The organism is Erythrobacter sp. SN6-5, from assembly GCF_057364945.1.
The window spans coordinates 422,826-440,804 of sequence record NZ_CP200282.1 but is presented as its reverse complement, the minus strand read 5'-3'; the positions used below and the strand labels follow the sequence as shown (position 1 = coordinate 440,804).

General features: G+C 58.5%; 20 protein-coding genes and 2 pseudogenes. 9 read left to right on the top strand and 13 right to left on the bottom strand.

Annotation, left to right across the window (positions count from 1 at the left end; translation table 11 throughout):
• The first annotated feature begins 519 nt into the window (after positions 1-519).
• Entirely contained in the window at positions 520-963 is a 444-nt protein-coding gene (locus tag AC0V6Z_RS02105) for a YceK/YidQ family lipoprotein (protein WP_472639768.1), read from the top strand.
• 241 nt (positions 964-1,204) lie between these two features.
• On the opposite strand, the gene AC0V6Z_RS02100 is transcribed toward AC0V6Z_RS02105, so the two are convergent.
• Positions 1,205-2,122 carry a DMT family transporter gene (locus tag AC0V6Z_RS02100; protein ID WP_472639767.1) on the bottom strand — a complete coding sequence of 306 codons (918 nt, stop codon included), beginning with the start codon at positions 2,120-2,122 and terminating at the stop codon, positions 1,205-1,207.
• Between the two features lie 258 nt (positions 2,123-2,380).
• Between AC0V6Z_RS02100 and AC0V6Z_RS02095 the strand changes: the two genes are divergently transcribed.
• Positions 2,381-3,805, top strand: coding sequence for a L,D-transpeptidase family protein (locus AC0V6Z_RS02095; RefSeq protein WP_472639766.1), 1,425 nt, complete (start codon positions 2,381-2,383; stop codon positions 3,803-3,805).
• 10 nt (positions 3,806-3,815) lie between these two features.
• Here the strand turns inward: AC0V6Z_RS02095 and AC0V6Z_RS02090 are convergent, their stop codons facing one another.
• The 3 genes from AC0V6Z_RS02090 to AC0V6Z_RS02080 form a co-directional block, all read right to left on the bottom strand.
• A complete protein-coding gene (locus tag AC0V6Z_RS02090; protein ID WP_472639765.1) occupies positions 3,816-4,316 on the bottom strand; it encodes a hypothetical protein in 501 nt (166 codons plus the stop codon).
• A gap of 4 nt (positions 4,317-4,320) precedes the next feature.
• Positions 4,321-5,034: a murein L,D-transpeptidase catalytic domain-containing protein gene (locus AC0V6Z_RS02085; RefSeq protein ID WP_472639764.1), complete on the bottom strand. Its 714-nt coding sequence runs from the start codon at positions 5,032-5,034 to the stop codon at positions 4,321-4,323.
• A 67-nt stretch (positions 5,035-5,101) separates the two neighbouring features.
• Entirely contained in the window at positions 5,102-6,574 is a 1,473-nt protein-coding gene (locus AC0V6Z_RS02080; protein WP_472639763.1) for an NAD(P)-binding protein, read from the bottom strand.
• A gap of 194 nt (positions 6,575-6,768) precedes the next feature.
• Between AC0V6Z_RS02080 and AC0V6Z_RS02075 the strand changes: the two genes are divergently transcribed.
• Positions 6,769-7,320 (top strand): hypothetical protein, encoded by a 552-nt coding sequence (locus AC0V6Z_RS02075; protein ID WP_486176425.1) that lies wholly within the window; start codon positions 6,769-6,771, stop codon positions 7,318-7,320.
• A gap of 27 nt (positions 7,321-7,347) precedes the next feature.
• On the opposite strand, the gene AC0V6Z_RS02070 is transcribed toward AC0V6Z_RS02075, so the two are convergent.
• Positions 7,348-7,878: a retropepsin-like aspartic protease family protein gene (locus AC0V6Z_RS02070; protein ID WP_472639761.1), complete on the bottom strand. Its 531-nt coding sequence runs from the start codon at positions 7,876-7,878 to the stop codon at positions 7,348-7,350.
• A gap of 25 nt (positions 7,879-7,903) precedes the next feature.
• A complete protein-coding gene (locus AC0V6Z_RS02065; RefSeq protein ID WP_472639760.1) occupies positions 7,904-8,818 on the bottom strand; it encodes a histone deacetylase family protein in 915 nt (304 codons plus the stop codon).
• A gap of 134 nt (positions 8,819-8,952) precedes the next feature.
• Here AC0V6Z_RS02065 and AC0V6Z_RS02060 point away from each other — a divergent pair, with 134 nt between their 5' ends.
• Positions 8,953-9,405 carry a hypothetical protein gene (locus AC0V6Z_RS02060; RefSeq protein WP_472639759.1) on the top strand — a complete coding sequence of 151 codons (453 nt, stop codon included), beginning with the start codon at positions 8,953-8,955 and terminating at the stop codon, positions 9,403-9,405.
• A complete protein-coding gene (locus tag AC0V6Z_RS02055) occupies positions 9,366-10,157 on the top strand; it encodes a hypothetical protein (protein WP_472639758.1) in 792 nt (263 codons plus the stop codon). Before AC0V6Z_RS02060 ends, AC0V6Z_RS02055 begins: the two co-directional genes overlap by 40 nt.
• Here AC0V6Z_RS02055 and AC0V6Z_RS02050 read toward each other — a convergent pair.
• The 6 genes and pseudogenes from AC0V6Z_RS02050 to AC0V6Z_RS02025 form a co-directional block, all read right to left on the bottom strand.
• On the bottom strand, positions 10,154-10,654 hold the full coding sequence (locus tag AC0V6Z_RS02050; RefSeq protein WP_472639757.1) for a thioredoxin family protein: 501 nt from the start codon (positions 10,652-10,654) through the stop codon (positions 10,154-10,156). The two genes, AC0V6Z_RS02055 and AC0V6Z_RS02050, sit on opposite strands and share 4 nt — an antisense overlap.
• Positions 10,651-11,811: a flavodoxin-dependent (E)-4-hydroxy-3-methylbut-2-enyl-diphosphate synthase gene (gene ispG, locus AC0V6Z_RS02045; RefSeq protein WP_472639756.1), complete on the bottom strand. Its 1,161-nt coding sequence runs from the start codon at positions 11,809-11,811 to the stop codon at positions 10,651-10,653. Before ispG ends, AC0V6Z_RS02050 begins: the two co-directional genes overlap by 4 nt.
• Before the next feature lie 128 nt (positions 11,812-11,939).
• The gene (locus AC0V6Z_RS02040) at positions 11,940-12,581 is read right to left on the bottom strand and encodes an NrsF family protein (protein ID WP_472639755.1); all 642 of its coding nucleotides are present in this window, start codon (positions 12,579-12,581) and stop codon (positions 11,940-11,942) included.
• A 1-nt stretch (position 12,582) separates the two neighbouring features.
• Positions 12,583-13,114 (bottom strand): annotated as a pseudogene (locus AC0V6Z_RS02035) (sigma-70 family RNA polymerase sigma factor).
• A gap of 14 nt (positions 13,115-13,128) precedes the next feature.
• Positions 13,129-13,593 (bottom strand): DoxX family protein, encoded by a 465-nt coding sequence (locus AC0V6Z_RS02030; RefSeq protein ID WP_472639754.1) that lies wholly within the window; start codon positions 13,591-13,593, stop codon positions 13,129-13,131.
• Positions 13,594-13,621: 28 nt separating this feature from the next.
• Positions 13,622-13,903: a BufA1 family periplasmic bufferin-type metallophore gene (locus tag AC0V6Z_RS02025; protein WP_472639753.1), complete on the bottom strand. Its 282-nt coding sequence runs from the start codon at positions 13,901-13,903 to the stop codon at positions 13,622-13,624.
• 387 nt (positions 13,904-14,290) lie between these two features.
• Here AC0V6Z_RS02025 and bufB point away from each other — a divergent pair.
• The 4 genes and pseudogenes from bufB (at position 14,291) to AC0V6Z_RS02005 (ending at position 16,892) form a co-directional block, all read left to right on the top strand.
• Positions 14,291-15,167: pseudogene (gene bufB, locus AC0V6Z_RS02020) on the top strand (MNIO family bufferin maturase).
• Positions 15,164-15,952, top strand: coding sequence for an HvfC/BufC family peptide modification chaperone (locus AC0V6Z_RS02015; protein WP_472639752.1), 789 nt, complete (start codon positions 15,164-15,166; stop codon positions 15,950-15,952). The pseudogene bufB and the gene AC0V6Z_RS02015 overlap by 4 nt, the downstream one beginning before the upstream one ends.
• A 108-nt stretch (positions 15,953-16,060) precedes the next feature.
• Positions 16,061-16,237 (top strand): hypothetical protein, encoded by a 177-nt coding sequence (locus AC0V6Z_RS02010; RefSeq protein ID WP_472639751.1) that lies wholly within the window; start codon positions 16,061-16,063, stop codon positions 16,235-16,237.
• An 85-nt stretch (positions 16,238-16,322) separates the two neighbouring features.
• Positions 16,323-16,892: an alpha/beta hydrolase fold domain-containing protein gene (locus AC0V6Z_RS02005; RefSeq protein WP_472639750.1), complete on the top strand. Its 570-nt coding sequence runs from the start codon at positions 16,323-16,325 to the stop codon at positions 16,890-16,892.
• A 131-nt stretch (positions 16,893-17,023) separates the two neighbouring features.
• On the opposite strand, the gene AC0V6Z_RS02000 is transcribed toward AC0V6Z_RS02005, so the two are convergent.
• Positions 17,024-17,974 carry an SDR family NAD(P)-dependent oxidoreductase gene (locus tag AC0V6Z_RS02000; protein WP_472639749.1) on the bottom strand — a complete coding sequence of 317 codons (951 nt, stop codon included), beginning with the start codon at positions 17,972-17,974 and terminating at the stop codon, positions 17,024-17,026.
• Positions 17,975-17,979: the final 5 nt, after the last annotated feature.

Here is a 17,979-nt window from a genome sequence, read left to right as displayed (position 1 = left end):
CAAGTGCGGCGTGGCCCCTGCAATCACGCCAATTCAGATTTTACAATAGTTAACTTTCCGAATCTCGAGCTTCGGTGCAAAAGCGTTTTCGCAGCAGGGACGCGATAAAAATGAATAGAAACGCGCAGTCGCACAAAGCGAAAATCAACAGCTTACGCGCCGGATTATTGGGCGCAGTGATGATGGTCATTGCTTGTTTTGGGGCTGCCATCGCCTTTTCGGGGGAACAGGCGGAGGCACCACAGGGGTACTCGGCGGCGTTGGTCCAATTGGGGGCAACCAATAGCCCTCGGGTCGCAGCTGGAAACGAACCGTAGAGTTCATAACCGGCTTTACCAAGGGGGTTGGTCGGATCGGCGTTTGCGCGCTGATCCGGCCTTTTTTGTGTTCGCTATGACGGTGGCCGTGATGGTGATTATACCCGCAACTACACTCATCTGTGGCGCGCAATTGCGTTAAATTTGCATTCATAATAAAAGACTTAGCGCGCAGTGGCTATTGTGCGGGGGAGATATGCAAATGACACGAGTTTTTCGATCGCTTGTTTTGGGCACGGCGTTGATCGCTGCGACTGGTTGCACCACAGTCATGGACGAAACGGTCGGCCTGATTGGTAGTGCAATTGGGCCGCGAGCCGATAAAACGGCAGATGGATCTTATGCCCTGCCGACCTTTAGCATCCCCGATGATGGTACGCGCTTTTCGGCCAAATCAGCGGCAGAGGCGCACAACAGCCTGGCCCGCATGGTCACTGGCATGAACAAGAGCGAGCGGCAGTATTTTGCTCGGGTGTTCGGTTCGCTTGGATATTATCATGGATGCAAGGATCGTGGCCGCCGTAGCTATGTAAAGAACGCCTTCGCCAATCCCCGGCAGTACGGGATTTGCAACATGAGCACCTTCTATGACGACTCAAAGTGGGTGTCGCTCAATCTGATCTACCGCGGCTTAGCCCGATTCTGAAGTCGTTCGCACGGTCCAGCGGCGCTATCTGCTGGGCGGTGCGCCGATTGGTGAGCCCTATAATGTTGGCTATGGTTCGGCGACAGCGTGGAACCGCTGGATCGAATGGTCCGGTCATCGGCTGGACGGTATGACCCGGACAGAGATCGTGGCGTTCTTCCTCGACAAGACCAATGGCCGCTTCGGCAATCAGCAGCAGCTTAGCCAGCGGCCCTATCCGGTGCAGGGCAGCTAGCTGGCCTCAAAAGGTTTCGCTTGCACTGCTGCTTGGCGAAACCGGCTGCGTCTTGCGTGTCGCGAGCCAGCATCCTGCGATAATCAGCGCAGTGCCGGCGAGCGTCGTCAGCGTCACTTCCTCGCGGAAGAATAGCCAGCCGAGCACGCTGGCCCAGAGAAATCCGGAATATTCAATCGGCACCAGCGCCTGCGCCTCCGCCCGGGCATAGGCCCAGGCAATCGCCATTGCGCCGGTGACGGTGAAGGCACTGGCAATCGCAATGGACCCGACCGCGCTTGGATCTGGTGTGGACCATAGGAATGGCGCGAAGATGAGCAGCACCAGCCCGCCGACCCCGCTGTGAAAGGTGGCCACTTCGACCGGCCCGGCAACCTGCGACTGGCGGCGAATGACGATGAAATTATAGGCGTAGAGCAAGGCGGAGAATATCAGCGAGATCAGCCCGAGGATGAGATCATTGCTCATTTCCGCGCGCCCAAACTGTCCGCCGATAATCACAATCGCGCCGATAAAGCCGATGATGCTGGCATAGATCGCTTGCGGCTGGATTTCCTCACCCAGCAGTGCGCGCGCAAAATACAGCGCAATCAGCGGCGAGATAAAGCTAATAGCAATCGCTTCTGCTAGCGGCATTTTCGTGAGCGCATAGAAGAAGCTGAGCGCCATAAAGGCGGAGATGATCCCGCGCTCCAAATGCAGCTTCATCACGGTGCGCTCTGGCCACCGCGCTGCGCCCTTCCTCAGCATCGGGACCAGCCAAAATGGCGCAATCATTGCCGCCCCGATCAGCGCGCGCAGCAAGGTGGCGGTATAGGCCCCGGCGGCAAGTGCCGCGCCCTTCATAAAGGCATCCATCAAGGACAGCAGCCCGACCCCGGCAAAAGCGGCCAAAAAAGGCAAAAGACGGTGGGAGCTATGCATTGCGGCATCCCCTAATGGCGCATCGGCGGCGCGTCACTTGGAAACTCGCGTGGAGGTCTACGTTCGCATGGCTCCGCTAGGGCGATTGCACACGGGCTGTCCCCGCGCCTCTCGTTAATTTGTGTAAACTCCAGCGATTCAGCCAAGCGAAAGGGCATATCGCATAAACATCCGCTTGAATCGGGGGGCTTCAGAGCCTTATAACTATGGTTACTGCGCCGTCACCGGGCGGCGCGTATTGGGATGCTAGAGACATTTATGCGTAATTTCCTCAGCAAATTTGCCGCTGGAGCAGCACTTTCAGCGATCGCTTTTGGCGGCGCCTCCGCGCAGCAGGCCGAGCCTGCTGACCTGCTTGCTGATGCGCAGGCTGAACCAGCCGCTGAAACGCAAACTCCCCCTCAAGAGACAGCGCAGGAGCAATCTGGCAGCTTTGAAGAGGCTTTTCCGGGCAGCGTTTCCGCGCCCGTCGTTCAAGGCGATCTCGATCCCACGCCAAAGCCGAATATTCAGGCTTGGACGGCTGAAAACGCCGCTGCTCTGATCGCGGTGATCGAAGGCATTGCCAGCGAAGGCCTCGATCCGGCGGATTATGATCTGCAAGCGCTGAAAGTTTCGCAGGCTTCCGGTCCATCGGCAGAGCTCGACATGCTGGCGTCCAAAAATTTCCGCTGGCTGGTGGAAGATATGCGTGATGGCCGCACGCCGATGGATGCGCGCAAACAATGGTTTGTGGTTGACCCAGACCGCGACACCTATCGCACCGCAGACCTGCTGGAAAAAGCCGTTCAGACCGGCGATATCGCGGGCACTCTGGCGCAACTTGCGCCGACCCATCCCGATTATGCGCGGCTGAAGGAAGAGCTAGCCAAGACACCGGCGAGCGAACCCGCCAAACGCAAGCTGATCCGCGCGAATATGGACCGCTGGCGCTGGCTCGCCCGCGATCTGGGCAAGCAATATCTGATCACCAATGTGCCGGAATATCAGCTGCGCCTGACGGTGAACGATAAGATTATTTCCACCTATCGCACCGTCGTGGGCAAGCCGGGCCGCACCGCGACCCCGCAGCTGGCCGAGATGGTTTCAGGCGTGGTGTTCAACCCGACCTGGACCGTGCCGCAATCAATCGTGAAGGGCGAAGGGCTGGGCAATAAGGTGCTGAGCAACCCTGCCTGGGCACGGCGCAATGGCTATAAGGCGACCAAGAATTCAAACGGATGGATCACCGTGGTTCAGCAGCCCGGGCCAGGCAATTCGCTGGGCCGGATGAAGTTGGAAATGCCAAATCGCCACGCGATCTTCTTCCACGATACGCCATCGCGGCATCTGTTTAAGAACGCTAATCGCGCGCTGAGCCATGGCTGTATCCGCACCGAGCGGGCGTTGGAGCTGGCGATTACGATGGCGATCCTGGGCAAGGGCGCGAGCAAGGAAAGGGCGGTCGAGATCGCGACCTCGGGCAAATACACCAAGGTTCCGATCAAGAAGGAAATGCCCGCCTACATCACCTATTTCACGATGGCGTCCGACATCGAAGGCAACATGTCGACCTTCAAGGATATTTATGGACGGGATAAGCCGGTGCTCGCGAGCCTGGACAAGCCGCGCGTCGACAATCGCACCAATGTGAGCGACGATGAGGTTATTGTGATTGAGGACGATCCGCGCGTTGGGGGGTAGGCGCTAGCGGTTAGCTAGCCCACTGGCTCAATTGCCGCGCGGCGACGACCGATTGGCGATACAATAGGCTGGCTGGAATGGCGTAGCATAGCAGCGCTGCCAGCCAATACTGGCTCTCCGCTTCCTGCAAAGAGAAGTCCCCTCCTGCCATTAGGTAAGACGCAGCAATCGCTGTGAGCGTTGCGGCGGCGACGGAAATCCATGCGGCTGTGGGTTTTTCGATGTTGTCTCGCAGCAGCGCGGCAATGGGCACGCCGACCACGGTGATATAGAATGCACAGAATGCTGTGCCGATCATGATCCCGAAAAACATCATGAGGAAGAAGCTGACCAAAATCGATCCGATGGACAGAAAACTGAGTTCGAATTGCGGGGTAAATCCCGAAATGACGACGTAAATCCACAGGCACAATGAACCGCAGGCAGCAGCTTGAAGGCTGGCTGGCAAAACTCCGCTGAGCGCTGATCCAATATTGAGCTCAAGCCCAGCATGGCTCGGTCGATAAGACACCGTCTTAGAACGATCCCGGGGCGTAGCGCTGAACATCGCCAGGCCGCGCTGGCTGCAGTGGTTCGAGCTGAGGACGCTGCGCGATGCTGCCATCCTCGTTCAGGCCCAGGCTGTCGGCAAACAGCAAACGCCCGCCAGACAGGTTGAGCAGGGCAATACGGAATTGCTCCTCGCCCAGCGCAAAGCAGCCATTGGAACGGCCCAGCAAGCCCCAGCGGTCAATATGCGAAGGCTCTGCATATTTGGCGCGGTGCATCACGATATAGCGGCGCAGGGCCGCATCATTGGTTGGGTCGAGCCCGCCCAGCCGCACGGATGTGCCATAGCGCCCGACATACCATTCCCACGTCACATAGGCACCGCGGCTGGTCGCGTGGGAGCCTTCGACATTGGAATAATTGTTGAGCCAGCCGTCATGCTCTGGATCAGAGCCGGTGCCGTGGCTGACGTGATAGCTTTGCACCTCTTGACGGTCCAAGTTAACGAAGTGAAACCGCCGCTGGGCCGAGTGCACGCCGAAATCAGCAATGCCCACGATGTCGCGTTTCCAGATCGCCGCGCCCGCCCGGTTCAGCTCACGCTGGGCAATATCGAACAGCTTGCGGTCGCGCACAGAGCCTTTGATCGGCTGCGCCGCGAGCGTCGCTGGCAATGCAGGTGCAGCCAAGGCCGCGCCTGCGACAAGGCCAGTTTTGAGAAGATCGCGCCGTTTCATCATCCCTAAACTACTAGCGCAAATCTATCCTTTTCGTGAACAAAAAATCACATCAATTTTGGGGTGAGTTTTAGGTCTCGTTTTTCATGCCCGAGGTTTCGCGCGTCGGGGCGGCGTTGTGCTCGGCAAAGGCCTTCATCCCCAACGCCATGATCCCCGGCATGCATTCCTTCACGACCGAGCCAATGTCGGCAATCGCGGCGAGTTTTGGGCTGCCTTCCGCCATCATTTTGGCCACCGCCGGGCCGGTCGGGTGCAGGCGGCTGCGCGCGTTAAACGCATTGGTTTTTTCGTTTTGTGACAGCAGCCCGGTGCTGCGCAAATTGGCAAGAAACGCGGCCGGATAGGTGCTCGGCGTGTCAGTCAGCGGAGCAGGCGGGGTTAGAGCGTTTTTCTCGTCATCGGTGTCGAAATTCGCCTCCAGGAAGGCTGCGAGCGATGCGCTATAGGGCACGAACGGGGACTGCGCCAATTGCAGGGTGATGGTGTCGCCATCGAAGAATGGGCGTTGATTGCTGCGCGCGTCAAACGGCACAGCCGACGCAGTGCAATCGATAAACATGGTGCGTGCTGGCACGTCCACGCCCTCGCTCGCAAAGTGCATCTTGCCCGGCTCAATGCGCGTGACCCGGCCCTGGCGATAGACTTGCTGAATGCCGCGCAGCATCTCAATCTCACCTTCAGAGATCACTGCAAAGTGGAACATTTCCGGCTTGGTCTCTGGATCGATCCGCAGCATCAGACCCTCTTCGCCCAGCTTTGCGAACATTTCATCACCGTTTTCGGAGGCTGCGGCGGCGCGCATTTGCCTCCGCTGGAAATCAACCAGGCGGTCGAGGTGATGCTCCGCCGGTTGCAGGAACTTGCGGTTGAACATCCAGCTGTCGCGTGGGCGCACCCAGCCGATCCGGTCCGCCGCAACGCCCGCCTCCAGCAACCAGACGGCGGTGTCCATCGCGGTCTTGCCTGCGCCCAGGATCACGAAATGCTCAGGCAGATTATCCGCCCCCTTCCAAAGGCTCGGCAGCTCACCTGGAATGCTGAAGGGTGTGCCATCGGCGATTTCATAAGCGGGCTTATGCGTGGAGGGGACCGAGGTCTGGAAATAGGTGCCATCCACCAGTTTGCGCCGGACATTCACCTGCCGGGTTTCGCCCGACAAAATGCCTTTGACCTTATGGCCCTCATGATACTCGCTCAGCGGCAGATAGGTGACCCGCCCGCTAGGCAGGAAACGTTCATTCATCAGCTGCTCGTAATAGGCCAGGATTTCCGCATGCTTGGCGAGCGGATACATGCCCGCATTATGCCCATGTGCATCAACCCGGTTGGTGCACAGCTCCACCGAATTGACTCCATAGGTGCTCGACGGCTGGTGCAGCGTCACAAAGGAATAGGCATCGTTCCAGTGTCCGCCCGGCTTTGCATGCTTGTCGACAATGGTGATGTGGCAATCAGGATCTTCGTCGAGCAGGGTGTCGGCAAACGCCATTCCCACCGCGCCAGCGCCAATAACGAGATAATCCGTTTCGAATTCGGCCATGGCTCTGGTATCCCTTGCGCTGCAATTTATTGCGGAATGCGTGGCGTCTTTTGCTGTGTCATGCAAGGCCATGCAAGCTGGGAGTGAGCGAATGAATGCGCGAATGGGGCTGGTTTTTGCCTTGGTTTCAGGGTGCTTGTTGGTGAGTGGATGCGTTGCCTCAGCTCAGCAGCGCTCCGTCGGTGCCGCCTCCGGTGGCACAGCCGCAGCCCGCGCCAGAGCCGCCGGTCGAAACGCATCCAGAACCAGAGGAAGCGGCCTATGCCGCCCCGGTGGATCTGCCCGAGCTTAGCGACCGTTCCATCGTCCGCAAGAATATGGCGGAGGGGCCATCGATCATCACGGTTGAGACGGCGGAAATCCCTGAAACGCCGACCAAGATTACGGATCAGGCAGCAGCTGAGCGGTTGTTTGGTAATTCTGGCATAACCCTGCAGTGGATCAGCTGGAAGCAGCGCGGGCCGGTGTTCATCGCGATCGATGAAGACGGGGTCTGGTGGCTGACCGGCAAGCAAGAGGGCGAGGATGGCTCGGGCTTGAAGTTGGAGGGGCGCATTTCGGAAATTGGCTCGGACTATTTCCTGTTTCAGGGCGAGATCAAGATCATCGGTTCGCCAGATGGTGAGCGCTTTTGCCGCGGGAATAAACAATGGCGTTTCGGCATAACGCAGAACCGCAAATATTGGCGTTTGCGCGAATTTGAATGGTGCGACCGGCTAACCGATTACATCGACATCTATTTTTGAGGCCGCGTGAGCGAGCGCCAGTACGCGCTATTGCGCGCTCATAACCATCTGATTATCGGCGATTTCGACCGTGCCAATCTTGGATAGATAGGATTGGCCGAGCAGCGATATGCTGAGCCCCTCTGGAATGATCACGGCGGGGATGTTGCGCCGGGTCATGCCGCCAATTTCGACCTCGTTAAGGCGCGTCGGCACGCCGTACACCGCGCCGCTTGCGCCTGCACCAATATGGCGGACTTCGCTCTCGTCCCATTGCAGGCCAGCGGCCAGCGCGTCATCCGCGGTCAGAGCGATCACGCTCGCCCCGGTGTCGACCAGCATGCGAATATCCGCGCCATCGACGTAGGCAGAGGCGTAAAAATGCCCATCCGGCTTTCGCTCCAGCACGTGCTCACCCGCAGACCATGCTGCGTTGGATTGTGATTGGGCAGAGGAAGTACCACCAAAGCGCGATGCAGACGCGCTCGTATCGCTCTCGGATGCATCCTCATCAGCAGAGGGTACAGCCAGATAGGCAAAGCCGCAGGCGGCAAGCGCAAAGACAATAAAACGTTCCATCACCACGCAGCTTAGCGGGGCGAGATTAAGCCTCTCTAAAGAGCGGCGCGCGCGCGGAAACACGCGCGTTTTCATCCGCCATCGCCAGCATGGACCGGGCGTGGCGCGCACCAATTTCCGCCTGATCATCGCCGTACCCGCCGCCCAGCGCGCTGGCCACAGGAAGGCCCCGTGACCGCGCCTCGCGCACGACATAGCGGTCCCGCATGATCAGCCCCTCGTCCGACAGCGCCAGCCGCCCGAGCTTGTCCTCTGCATGGGGATCAACGCCCGCCTGATAAAACACAAAATCGGGCGTAAACTCGGTAAAAACGCGGGGCAAATGCAGCGTCAGCGCCGCCATATAGCCATCATCGTCCACACCATCGGGCAGCGGCACATCCAGATTAGAGCGTGCCTTTCGCACCGGGAAATTCTTCTCCGCATGCAGCGACAGCGTGAAAATATCATCGCGTAGCGCGGTGAGGCTAGCGGTGCCATCGCCCTGATGCACGTCGAGATCGACGATCAATATGCGCGCCGCGTCCCCTTCCGCAATCAGGCGGTTGGAGGCGACGGCCAGATCGTTGAACACGCAGTAACCCGCGCCTGTGTTCTCCAGCGCATGGTGGCTGCCCGCGGCGCTGTTTGCGGCATATCCGTGCTCCATTGCCAGCTTCGCCGCGAGCCACGTTCCGCCATTGGTGTGAGCGACGCGGCTGGCGATGTGCGGGGTGACGGGAAAGCCGATGCGGCGTTCCTTTTCGCGCGGGACGCTGGCGGTGAAAACCTCCTCGACATAGGCCGGATCGTGCACCGCCTCCAGCCATTCGCGCGGGATCGGCAAAGGCGCATGCTCCGTGATCGCCGCGCCGCTCTCTCGCCCAAATTCCCTGAGCGCCTCCATGACGAGATAATATTTGTCGAATTTGAAGGTGCCGCGCTCTGGACGAGGGGCCATGTAGTCTGCGTGATGAACGACGTGGAGCACCCTGGCATCACTCGCGAGCCTCTTTGCTCAAGTCAATATGCGGCCATTAAGACATTGTTCATTAAGCGAATGTTCCTTTAGGATAGTTTTTGGGGAGCGTCGTAATGAAACATATTATCGCAACAATAATGGTCAGCGGAGCAGCGATTTGCCTGCCAGCGTCACAGGCGTCGGCACAATATGATGCGGCGCGGCCGGGCAGCTCGCTTTATGCTCAGCCGGTGAAAAACGATGCGGCGCAGGCCTTCATCCAATCGGGTGATGCCTATGTTCACTGGCTAACCAGCATGAAGTGTCCGGTGGAGACCTCTGGTGTGCCGCTGAATGTGCGGAGGCAATACACCATCCAGGGGCATTCGGTTGCCTGCAGTTATGGCGATGGCAAGACCATCCGAACCAGCTTCAATTTCAGGCCGTTCGACCGGGATGAGACCCCTTCGACAATGGTTGAACGTATTTCTGCCAGTATCGAAGAAGGGGGAAGATCGCGGCAAAAAGCGATGTTCAAGAAGTCAGGATGGATTTCGCCGGTGAGCCAATTGCCTGCGTTAAAGTGACCTATGATTATCAGCCCGGTAGCAGCGGAGTTAAGATTTCAGAGAGCATCATGGCATGCAATATGCTCACTTGGGCACTTTCGGTTAACTGGACTGGCCGGACGTCTGAAAAGGCGCGCGGTGACGCACTGATCGAGGATTTCCTCAAGAAACAACAGGCCACCAGACAGCATTTGCGCAGTTGCATTGCCGAGGGCAAAAAACGCCGCGAAATGCAGCCGAGCAGCGCAACGGGATTGAGCATCGCGGTGGACAGGTTCGGGTATCAGGAGAAAGGCAATCCCTGCTTCTCAGGCAATATTAGCGCGAGGGAAGGCCGCGATCCGCTGTTGATACTGGTTTGGCCTGGCAATCCGGATACGCCGACGACCCTTCATTCCGTTGCGCAAAACGGCGTCGTAAACCGCCAACCGGTGTTCCAGCTTCAGGATATGTGGGCGACTGTACCGGCAAGCGAGCGCGGGCCGGGTGGTTATGTCATGGTGAAACAGGACGCCGATGGAACCGTGTCGTCTTATGGCGGATATCTGAAGATCGTGAGCAGCGGCAGTATCTATGAAAACTACCTGAAGGTCTTGAGTGGAGAGCTGAAAGCCCAGACGAGTTCCAAGCCCAATAAGGCCGCACGGTTCAAATATCACGATCGGCTAGCTGTGATCGGCGCCGGTTGTGATTGTCATCATGACCGGCAGCCAGGCTGCTTGCCCCGCTGGTTTTGCGTCCGCGATTTCATAACGGCTTCGTCTTACTAGCGGCTCCAGGCCTCAAGCTCACCGTAAATCGCGTCTTCATCACGGCTTGCGGCGTTGCGCCAGGTTGTCGCCGTGTCCGCGTTGAGCAGCTCGCTCTCAGCCGTCAGGATCAGCACATTGGGCGTGCCGGGCAGGTCCTCAATCCCAAACCGCTGGGCAATCGCGAGATTATGGCCGTCGCCTGATTGCGGCATGCCGACATTGATGAACACCAGTTCGTATTCTGCGTCGATCAGCGCGGCGAAGCGATCGGTCTGAAGCCAGCCGGCAAGGGCGCGGCTGTCGTGGCACCAGTTTGCGCCCATCACCAGCATAACGAGTTTACCGTTTGCTGCTGCCCGTTCAAACGCAGCATCGACATCGGCGTCCACGCTCTCAGAGACGTCATAGGCCTTTGCCTCGGGATAGTCGTGCGAGGTGGACAGCGTTCCTGCCGCCATGACGCCGCCGGTCACCAACAGCCCGCCAGCCAGTCCGCCAAACAATTGTTTGATCACTCGGCAGCCTCTGGCGCTGCTTCCGCCTCGACTGCGTGCGGATCAAAGGCGGTGGCTTCGCCTGCCTCGATCTTCGCTGCCTTTTCCTCGACCAGTTTAACAATGTGTTCGAGTGTGTTCTCATCATCGATCGCATGCGCTTTCACGCCGGAGAGGTAGACCATGTGCTTGCCATTGCCGCCGCCGGTCAGGCCAATATCGGTTTCGCGCGCTTCGCCCGGGCCATTGACGACGCAGCCGAGCACGGACAGAGACATGGGCGTCTTGATGTGCTCCAGCCGCTTCTCCAGCGTCTCAACCGTGCGGATCACGTCAAAGCCCTGGCGCGAACAGCTGGGGCAGGACACGACGCGGACGCCGCGTGTGCGCAGGCCCAATGACTTGAGCATCTCATAGCCGACTTTGACCTCTTCCTCTGGCTCAGCCGACAGCGAGACGCGGATCGTGTCACCAATCCCCGCCCACAGCAGGCTGCCCATGCCGATCGAGGATTTCACTGTCCCGCCGATCAATCCGCCTGCCTCGGTAATGCCCAGGTGCAGCGGGCAATCGACGGTTTCCGCCAGACCATGATAGGCGGCCACTGCGAGAAAGACGTCGCTGGCTTTCACGGCGACTTTAAATTCGTGAAAATCGTGATCCTGCAGCAACTTGATATGATCGAGCGCGCTTTCGATCAGCGCCTCTGGGCAGGGCTCGCCATATTTTTCGAGCAGGTGCTTCTCGAGACTACCAGCGTTCACGCCAATGCGGATCGCGCAGCCATTGGCCTTGGCTGCGCGGACAACTTCACCCACGCGCTGACTGCTGCCGATGTTACCGGGGTTGATGCGCAGACAGGCGGCGCCGCCGTCGGCTGCTTCCAACGCGCGTTTGTAGTGAAAATGGATGTCGGCCACGATCGGAATGCGCGCAGCCTTGGTGATCTTGCTAAAGGCCGCGGTCGCTTCTTCTGTCGGGCAGGACACCCGGATGATGTCCGCGCCCACTTCTTCGCACCGGCGGATCTGATCGAGCGTCGCGACAGCATCTTCGGTGGGGGTATTGGTCATGGTCTGCACGGTGATCGGCGCATTGCCGCCTACCGGCACATCGCCAACCATGATTTGGCGGCATTGCCGCCGTTCGATATCGCGCCAGGGCCGTATTGAAGACATGCCTTGCGATATAGGCGCGTTGATGGGCAGGGGCAATGACGCAGGCGCGGGTTGGCTAAGGGCGCGCAAACAAAAGCGGCGGCCAACTGAACGCCGACCGCCGCTTGAATTACTGTGAGGTTTAGCCGTTACCAGCGGATCAGTGGGGGAACCACGATCCGGCCAATGACAGCCGCAATTGCCACGGGCACAACATGCCACAGGCCAAGGTGTGCGACACTGTCGACCGGGCAGGTGATGCCATAAGCGAAGGTGCCAAGTGCGCCCGCTGCTGTACCTGTCAGCCAGCCGGACCGCTCTAGCGAGACCGGTGCGCTGCGGCGCAGCCACAGGATGGACGCTAAGCCAACCAGCAATGAAGCAGACAGCGAAGCCTTGGTGCACATCCAGGCAACCGGTGTGACCAGCTCCCCATGATCATGGCTACCAGTCGTCACGCTCAGTGCCACTGTGATTGGCAGAACAGCGAGCATTGCCGCGCTCCAACCAGGGGCGTTTTCACGCTGGCCAACGCGCGGAGATCCGCCCATGACCAGAGCCAATGCGCAGGCTACGCCAAGCAATAGGACCAGGCCATTGGTGACCCAAAAGAACGAGGAGGCCTTGCCTTCGAACATGCCGAACCAGAAGTCGAACACGGCCACTGACACGGCAAAGGCAACCAGCGTGGCAAAGCCCACCAGCATCAGACCGCCTTGAGCCGTAATCCGGCGGACCGGTTCCAGATCGTCAGCTAGCCCTGCAATCATGTTTTCGCGTGTAGTGTTCATCTTAATCAGCTTTCTCAACCAGCGCGGCAAGCTTCTTCAAGCCGCGATGTATATTCACTTTAACCAGACTTTCGCTCTGGCCTGTTCTTTGGGAGGCTTCGCGGATCGAAAGCCCCTCGATTTTGACCAGTTCGATGGCCTCTGCCTGGCTTTCATTGAGGTGGCTAAACAGCCGCTCAAGACTGACCCGGGCCAGCGTCACTTCTTCGTCGCTATCCTGCACCGCATCGTCATCTTCGATTTCTTTGCTCTCGTGCTTATACACTTTGCGCAAATGATCGACCCAGCGATACCGGGCAATGGCGGCCATCCACGGCATAAACGGGCGGGTTGGATCGTAGGTTGCCCGTTTATGATGGATCGCCAGCAGCACGTCCTGCACCAGATCATCGAGCTGGGACGGTGGCACGCGCTCGGCGAAAATATCTCTCTAGCCACATCCCCGCCTCTGACAGCAGCACATTGTAGGCGGCTTTGTCGCCGTCTTGTGCCGATGCCATCAGGCGGGCAAGGGTGACTTCGTCAGCGATCACAACCCCGTCTCCCGTTACTGGCCGCGTGCTTTAGCGATCAGAGCGTCAGCGGAGAAGATACCGCCACCGCGAGAGACCAGAGCCAGCGCCAGAGCGATGATCGTAACAGCCCAGCCAAAGAAGTGATCACTGGTAGGGAATACGAATAACTGGATGACGATTGCCATGCCCATCAATGCGAGCGCTGAGAACCGAGTGAACAGTCCAAGCACCAGCAGGATCGGGAACAAAAACTCTGCATAGGTTGCCATCGGCACCGCTATGTTGGTTGGCAAAGGAAGGCCTGCAAACTCATTCTCAAAGATGAAGTATTGCACTTCACTGATCTGAAGCCACGTGCCTTCCTCGACCTTGGTTTTGTACGACCGCCAGAATACTCCGGCGAGCGCGATACGGGTGAAGAGCAGCGCAAGCCCTTCAAAGAATCGGCCAGATAACAGCCCGACCAACCGGTCATATAGTGAGATTACGCTGCTCATAAATTCCTCCTAGAATTCGCCGCGCTGCTTAGCGCTTAACCGGCTTTAGCGAACCTTTGCCTTTAGGCGTACTGATTTTAACGCAGCTGCCTTTGTCGACATAGGTCCATGCATTTCCTTGATAATCGCGGGTCGATGTACCTGCACAGCTGGTGCCTGGACCGGCAGCGCAATCATTTTTGCCTGCTTTTGAAACTCCGTAGCATTTCTCTTTGGCACCTTGCGCAGCAACCGGTGTGGATGCAAGTCCGGCTGCGATACCGGCGGTCATGGCGAGGCCAGCGAAGGTGGCGATTGACTTAGCGTTCATGATGTTTCTCCAAAAATCTTAATCGGTGTGTTGGTCCAGCTTAATGCCGGGACTGACCATGAGTTCGTGGCCCTACATGCAATGGTTACAGGTGGGCACTTTTTTCTGTTTTTCTTTGGCAGGAGGTCATTTGTTAAAGGGCAGGTGTAACGCCTGCGCCCTCACGCGCGAACACTATCCATGAAGCATGCATTGCAAGGCAGCGCCTTAAAACCCGCAGCGTAGCAATGTTTCAAAGTCTGGCGAACGCGCGCTCAACCCTAGTATGAGCGCGCGGTCGCCAAGCGGTCTGGTGCGCTTGCACGTCTGCCCATTAATCGACCCTTCAAATGGACGAGGAATGTGAGCGTACTAGACCGCTAAATTTCTGCTATAGCGGGAAGAGATATGCAAACCACACAAGAAACGATTGCGCCATTTGGCGGCTTTGGCCTGGGTCTCAGGCGTACGCATTACGAGGATTTTCTGGATCGCGGCAACGGGCGGGATGTGCCGGTCGACTTCGTTGAGGTGATCTCGGAAAACTATATGATCGAAGGCGGGCGCCAATTGCGCATTCTTGAAGCGGTGCGGGAAAAGCACCCGGTGATCATCCATGGGGTGTCGATGTCGATTGGATCGGCGGGCGGATTGGACGCCGATTATCTCGACCGCCTCAAGCAATTGGAACGCCGGATCGACCCTTTGTGGGTGTCAGACCATCTGTGCTGGACCCGCACGAGCGCACATAACAGCCATGATCTGCTACCGCTTCCACTGACCGGGGAGGCTCTCGATGCGGTCTGCGCCAATATTGATCGCGCGCAAAGTCACCTTGGCTTAGCCAATGCTGTTCGAAAACCCTTCCAGCTATCTCACATTCCCCGAGGACGAGCTGACCGAGTGGGAATTCCTGTCGGAAATGGCGCGTCGCACGGGCTGCTATCTGCTGCTCGATGTGAACAATATCTATGTCAGCAGCCAGAACCACGGATTTTCAGCCGATGACTATCTTGCTGGCCTGCCATTGGAGCGCGTTCGCCAGATCCATTTGGCCGGACATGATCCGGCAAATGAGCAGCGGGATATCATTATCGACACGCATGACCGCGAAGTGTGCGACGAGGTGTGGGCGCTTTATACCAAGGCTTTGCGCATGCTGCCGGTACCGGTCGCGACAATGATTGAACGTGATGACAATATTCCGCCGCTGCCCGAACTGCTGGCAGAGCTGGAGCGTGCGCGCGGCTTGGCTAAAGAGGCTCTGGAGCCCGTTCCTGCATGAGCGCCGCTGATCTCGCTCAGCAGCAGGCCGCCTTTATGGCGCAAGTGCTCGATGAAAACGTGCCTCTGCCCGATGGTTGGGGCAATTCACAGGCTGCCGGAATGCAGGTTTACCGGGGCAATTATCGCTCTGCCTTGATGGATGCGCTCAGCGATACGTTTGAACGGGTGAAGCATTATGTCGGCGATGGGCCCTTCGCTCAGGTCGCTGCGCATCATGCGATCACCAATCCTCCTGCCAGCTGGACGATTGATGATGCGGGTGCGGGCTTTGATGAAAGCTGCGCTCAGTTGTTCGGTAACAATCCGGAAGTGGCCGAGCTTGCCTGGCTGGAATGGACCATGCTGGGCCTGGCGACTGCAGCGGATGTTCAGCCGTTGGATGGGACAGGTTTTGGCACGGCAACGGCGCAGTTTGGCGATGCCGATTGGGGCGCGATGAAACTGATGCTTGCACCGCGTGCCGCCGCGCGCGAGGTGGCGCATGATCTCACCGTGATCTGGAACAGTCTGGGTGAAGATGGCGCAGAACTCGGCGAATTCACGCTCGAAAGCCCCGGCGGCTGCCTGGTTTGGCGCGAAGGCGAACAACCAGTTTTTGTGATGGTCGAGGCAGAGCAAGCGCGCGCGTTTTCCGCGGTTCAAAGCGGCGCTAGCTATGGCGAGATCTGCATGCTGCTAGCGGGCGACAATGCCGGTGAGCAAGACATCGCAGATGCGGCGATGCGAGCTGGCGCGATGCTGGGGCGCTGGCTCAATGACGGGCTGATCATAGGGCTCGCCTAGAGCGGCCGCTGCTTAGGTATTCGTCGCTCGCTCCGTGCCCTGAAAGATTCTGGCTCAAGCCACGGTCATGTGCTTAATGGGTCCTGACCTGAGTCAAAGGGAGAGACCATGCTTAGCGGAACCTCGATCGAACTGCGCAGCGCCAAGGCAAGCCTGACCATGCGGCTGGTCAAATTGATCATGTCGCGCAAAAGCGCTGTTTTCCCGCATGATGCCGGAGATTTTGCCTCCTATATGGCGTCGCGCAAACTCCCCGAAGACGCGCCCATGCCTAGCCAAGTTTGAGCAGCAATTTCAAATCGAGCATTGGGAGGCTGAGGGTCAGAAGCTTGTCACCTTACACCCCAAATCGGGTCCAGCGGACTGGCACATGCTTTATTTCCACGGTGGGGGATTTATCCTGCCGATGTTCAAGGAGCACTGGCCGCTAGCCGCCGAATTGATCGGTCAGGCGGGCGTTAGCATTACCTTGCCGATGTATGAGGTCGTGCCGGAAAACCATTATTCGCGTGCGGACAGGCTAGCTGATGCCGCCTTTGCCAAGCTTGCAGAAACGCATGATCCGCAAAGGATCGTGATCTGCGGCGACAGCGCTGGCGGGCACATGGCACTCAGCCTGGCTTTGCAGCTGGCGAAGGCGGGCGGTCCGCAGGCTGGTAAGCTCGCATTGTTTGCGCCGTGGCTCGATGTAACGATGGCGGATCCCGCGATGCAGGCGGTGGAGCCGCATGACATCATGCTGAAGATCGGCACCTTGCGCAGCTGCGGTGCGATGTTCGCTGACGAGCGTGATCCAGCCAGCGCTGAGTGCAGCCCGCTATATGCTGCGCCCGAGGCACTGGCGCAATTGCCGCCAACCCGCATTTTTACCGGCCTAAGCACGATCTGTTCATCATCGACAGCCGCACCTTCACACACAAGCTGTGCGATGCGGGCGTGAATGCCAAGCTTTATGAATATGAGGGCGCACCGCATGTGTTCATGGCGGTCACACCCACGCGCGAGGCGAAGGATGTGTTCGCGCTGGTTCGGCAGTTCTTGGCCGAGGCGTAGCGCGGTCGCGACGAAGGATCAGGCGCTAAAGCTCTCGCCGACCATCTGCTCGCTTAACGACCACAACCGGCCTGCATTGCCCTTATCCAGAGCATAGCTGCGCACCCCGCCCTTGGTGGATTGGTCGTCAATCTCGGCAACATGGCAATCTTCGCAGTAAAGCCCGCCTTTGCCATTCAGCTCTGGCGCGGTTGCGGCCCAGGTCTGCGTCGCAGCGCCTTGGGGGATGCTCTTAAAGGCGAAGTTCGGATCGCTGCTGGTGACCCGCTCGATCAATGCCTGCTCCTGCTCTTCGCTCAAATGCCGGCTGAGATTGGTGTTGATCCCGCCCGGATGCACGGCAAAGGCGTGGATGCCATGCGGGGCAAAGCGGTCCTCCAGACCCACGGTGAAAAGCACATTTGCTGTCTTGGATTGGCCATAGCTCAGCCATTCGTTGTAATCGCGATCTTCAAAATTGGGATCGTCCAGATCAACCGGGCCAATATGGTGGCCGCGGCTGGAGAGGTTGACGATGCGCTTGTTTGTGCCCGCTTCAACCAGCGGCATCAGCCCCTTGGTCAGCAGGAAATGGCCCAGGTGATTGGTGCCAAATTGCCGTTCGAACCCGTCCGCTGTCGCTTCTTTGGGGCAGGCCATGACGCCAGCATTGTTGATCAGCAGATCAATCTTGGCAAAGCGCCCGGTCGCCTCTGCGCTGCATGCGCGCACGCTGTCAAGCGAGCCGAGATCGCAAATGATCGTCTCCAACTGAGCGCCGGGCGTTTCTGCCACGATGCCCTGCTTCGCCGCATCAAGCTTTGCCTGATTGCGCCCAGCCAGCACAATATGAGCGCCCTTGGTCGCCATCGCCCGCGCCGTCTCCAGACCCAGGCCAGAATTGCCGCCGGTGATGAACACGGTCTTGCCGGATAGATCCACGCCGGACAGCACTTCATCCGTGGTCGATTGTACGCCAAATTTGTCCATGCTTG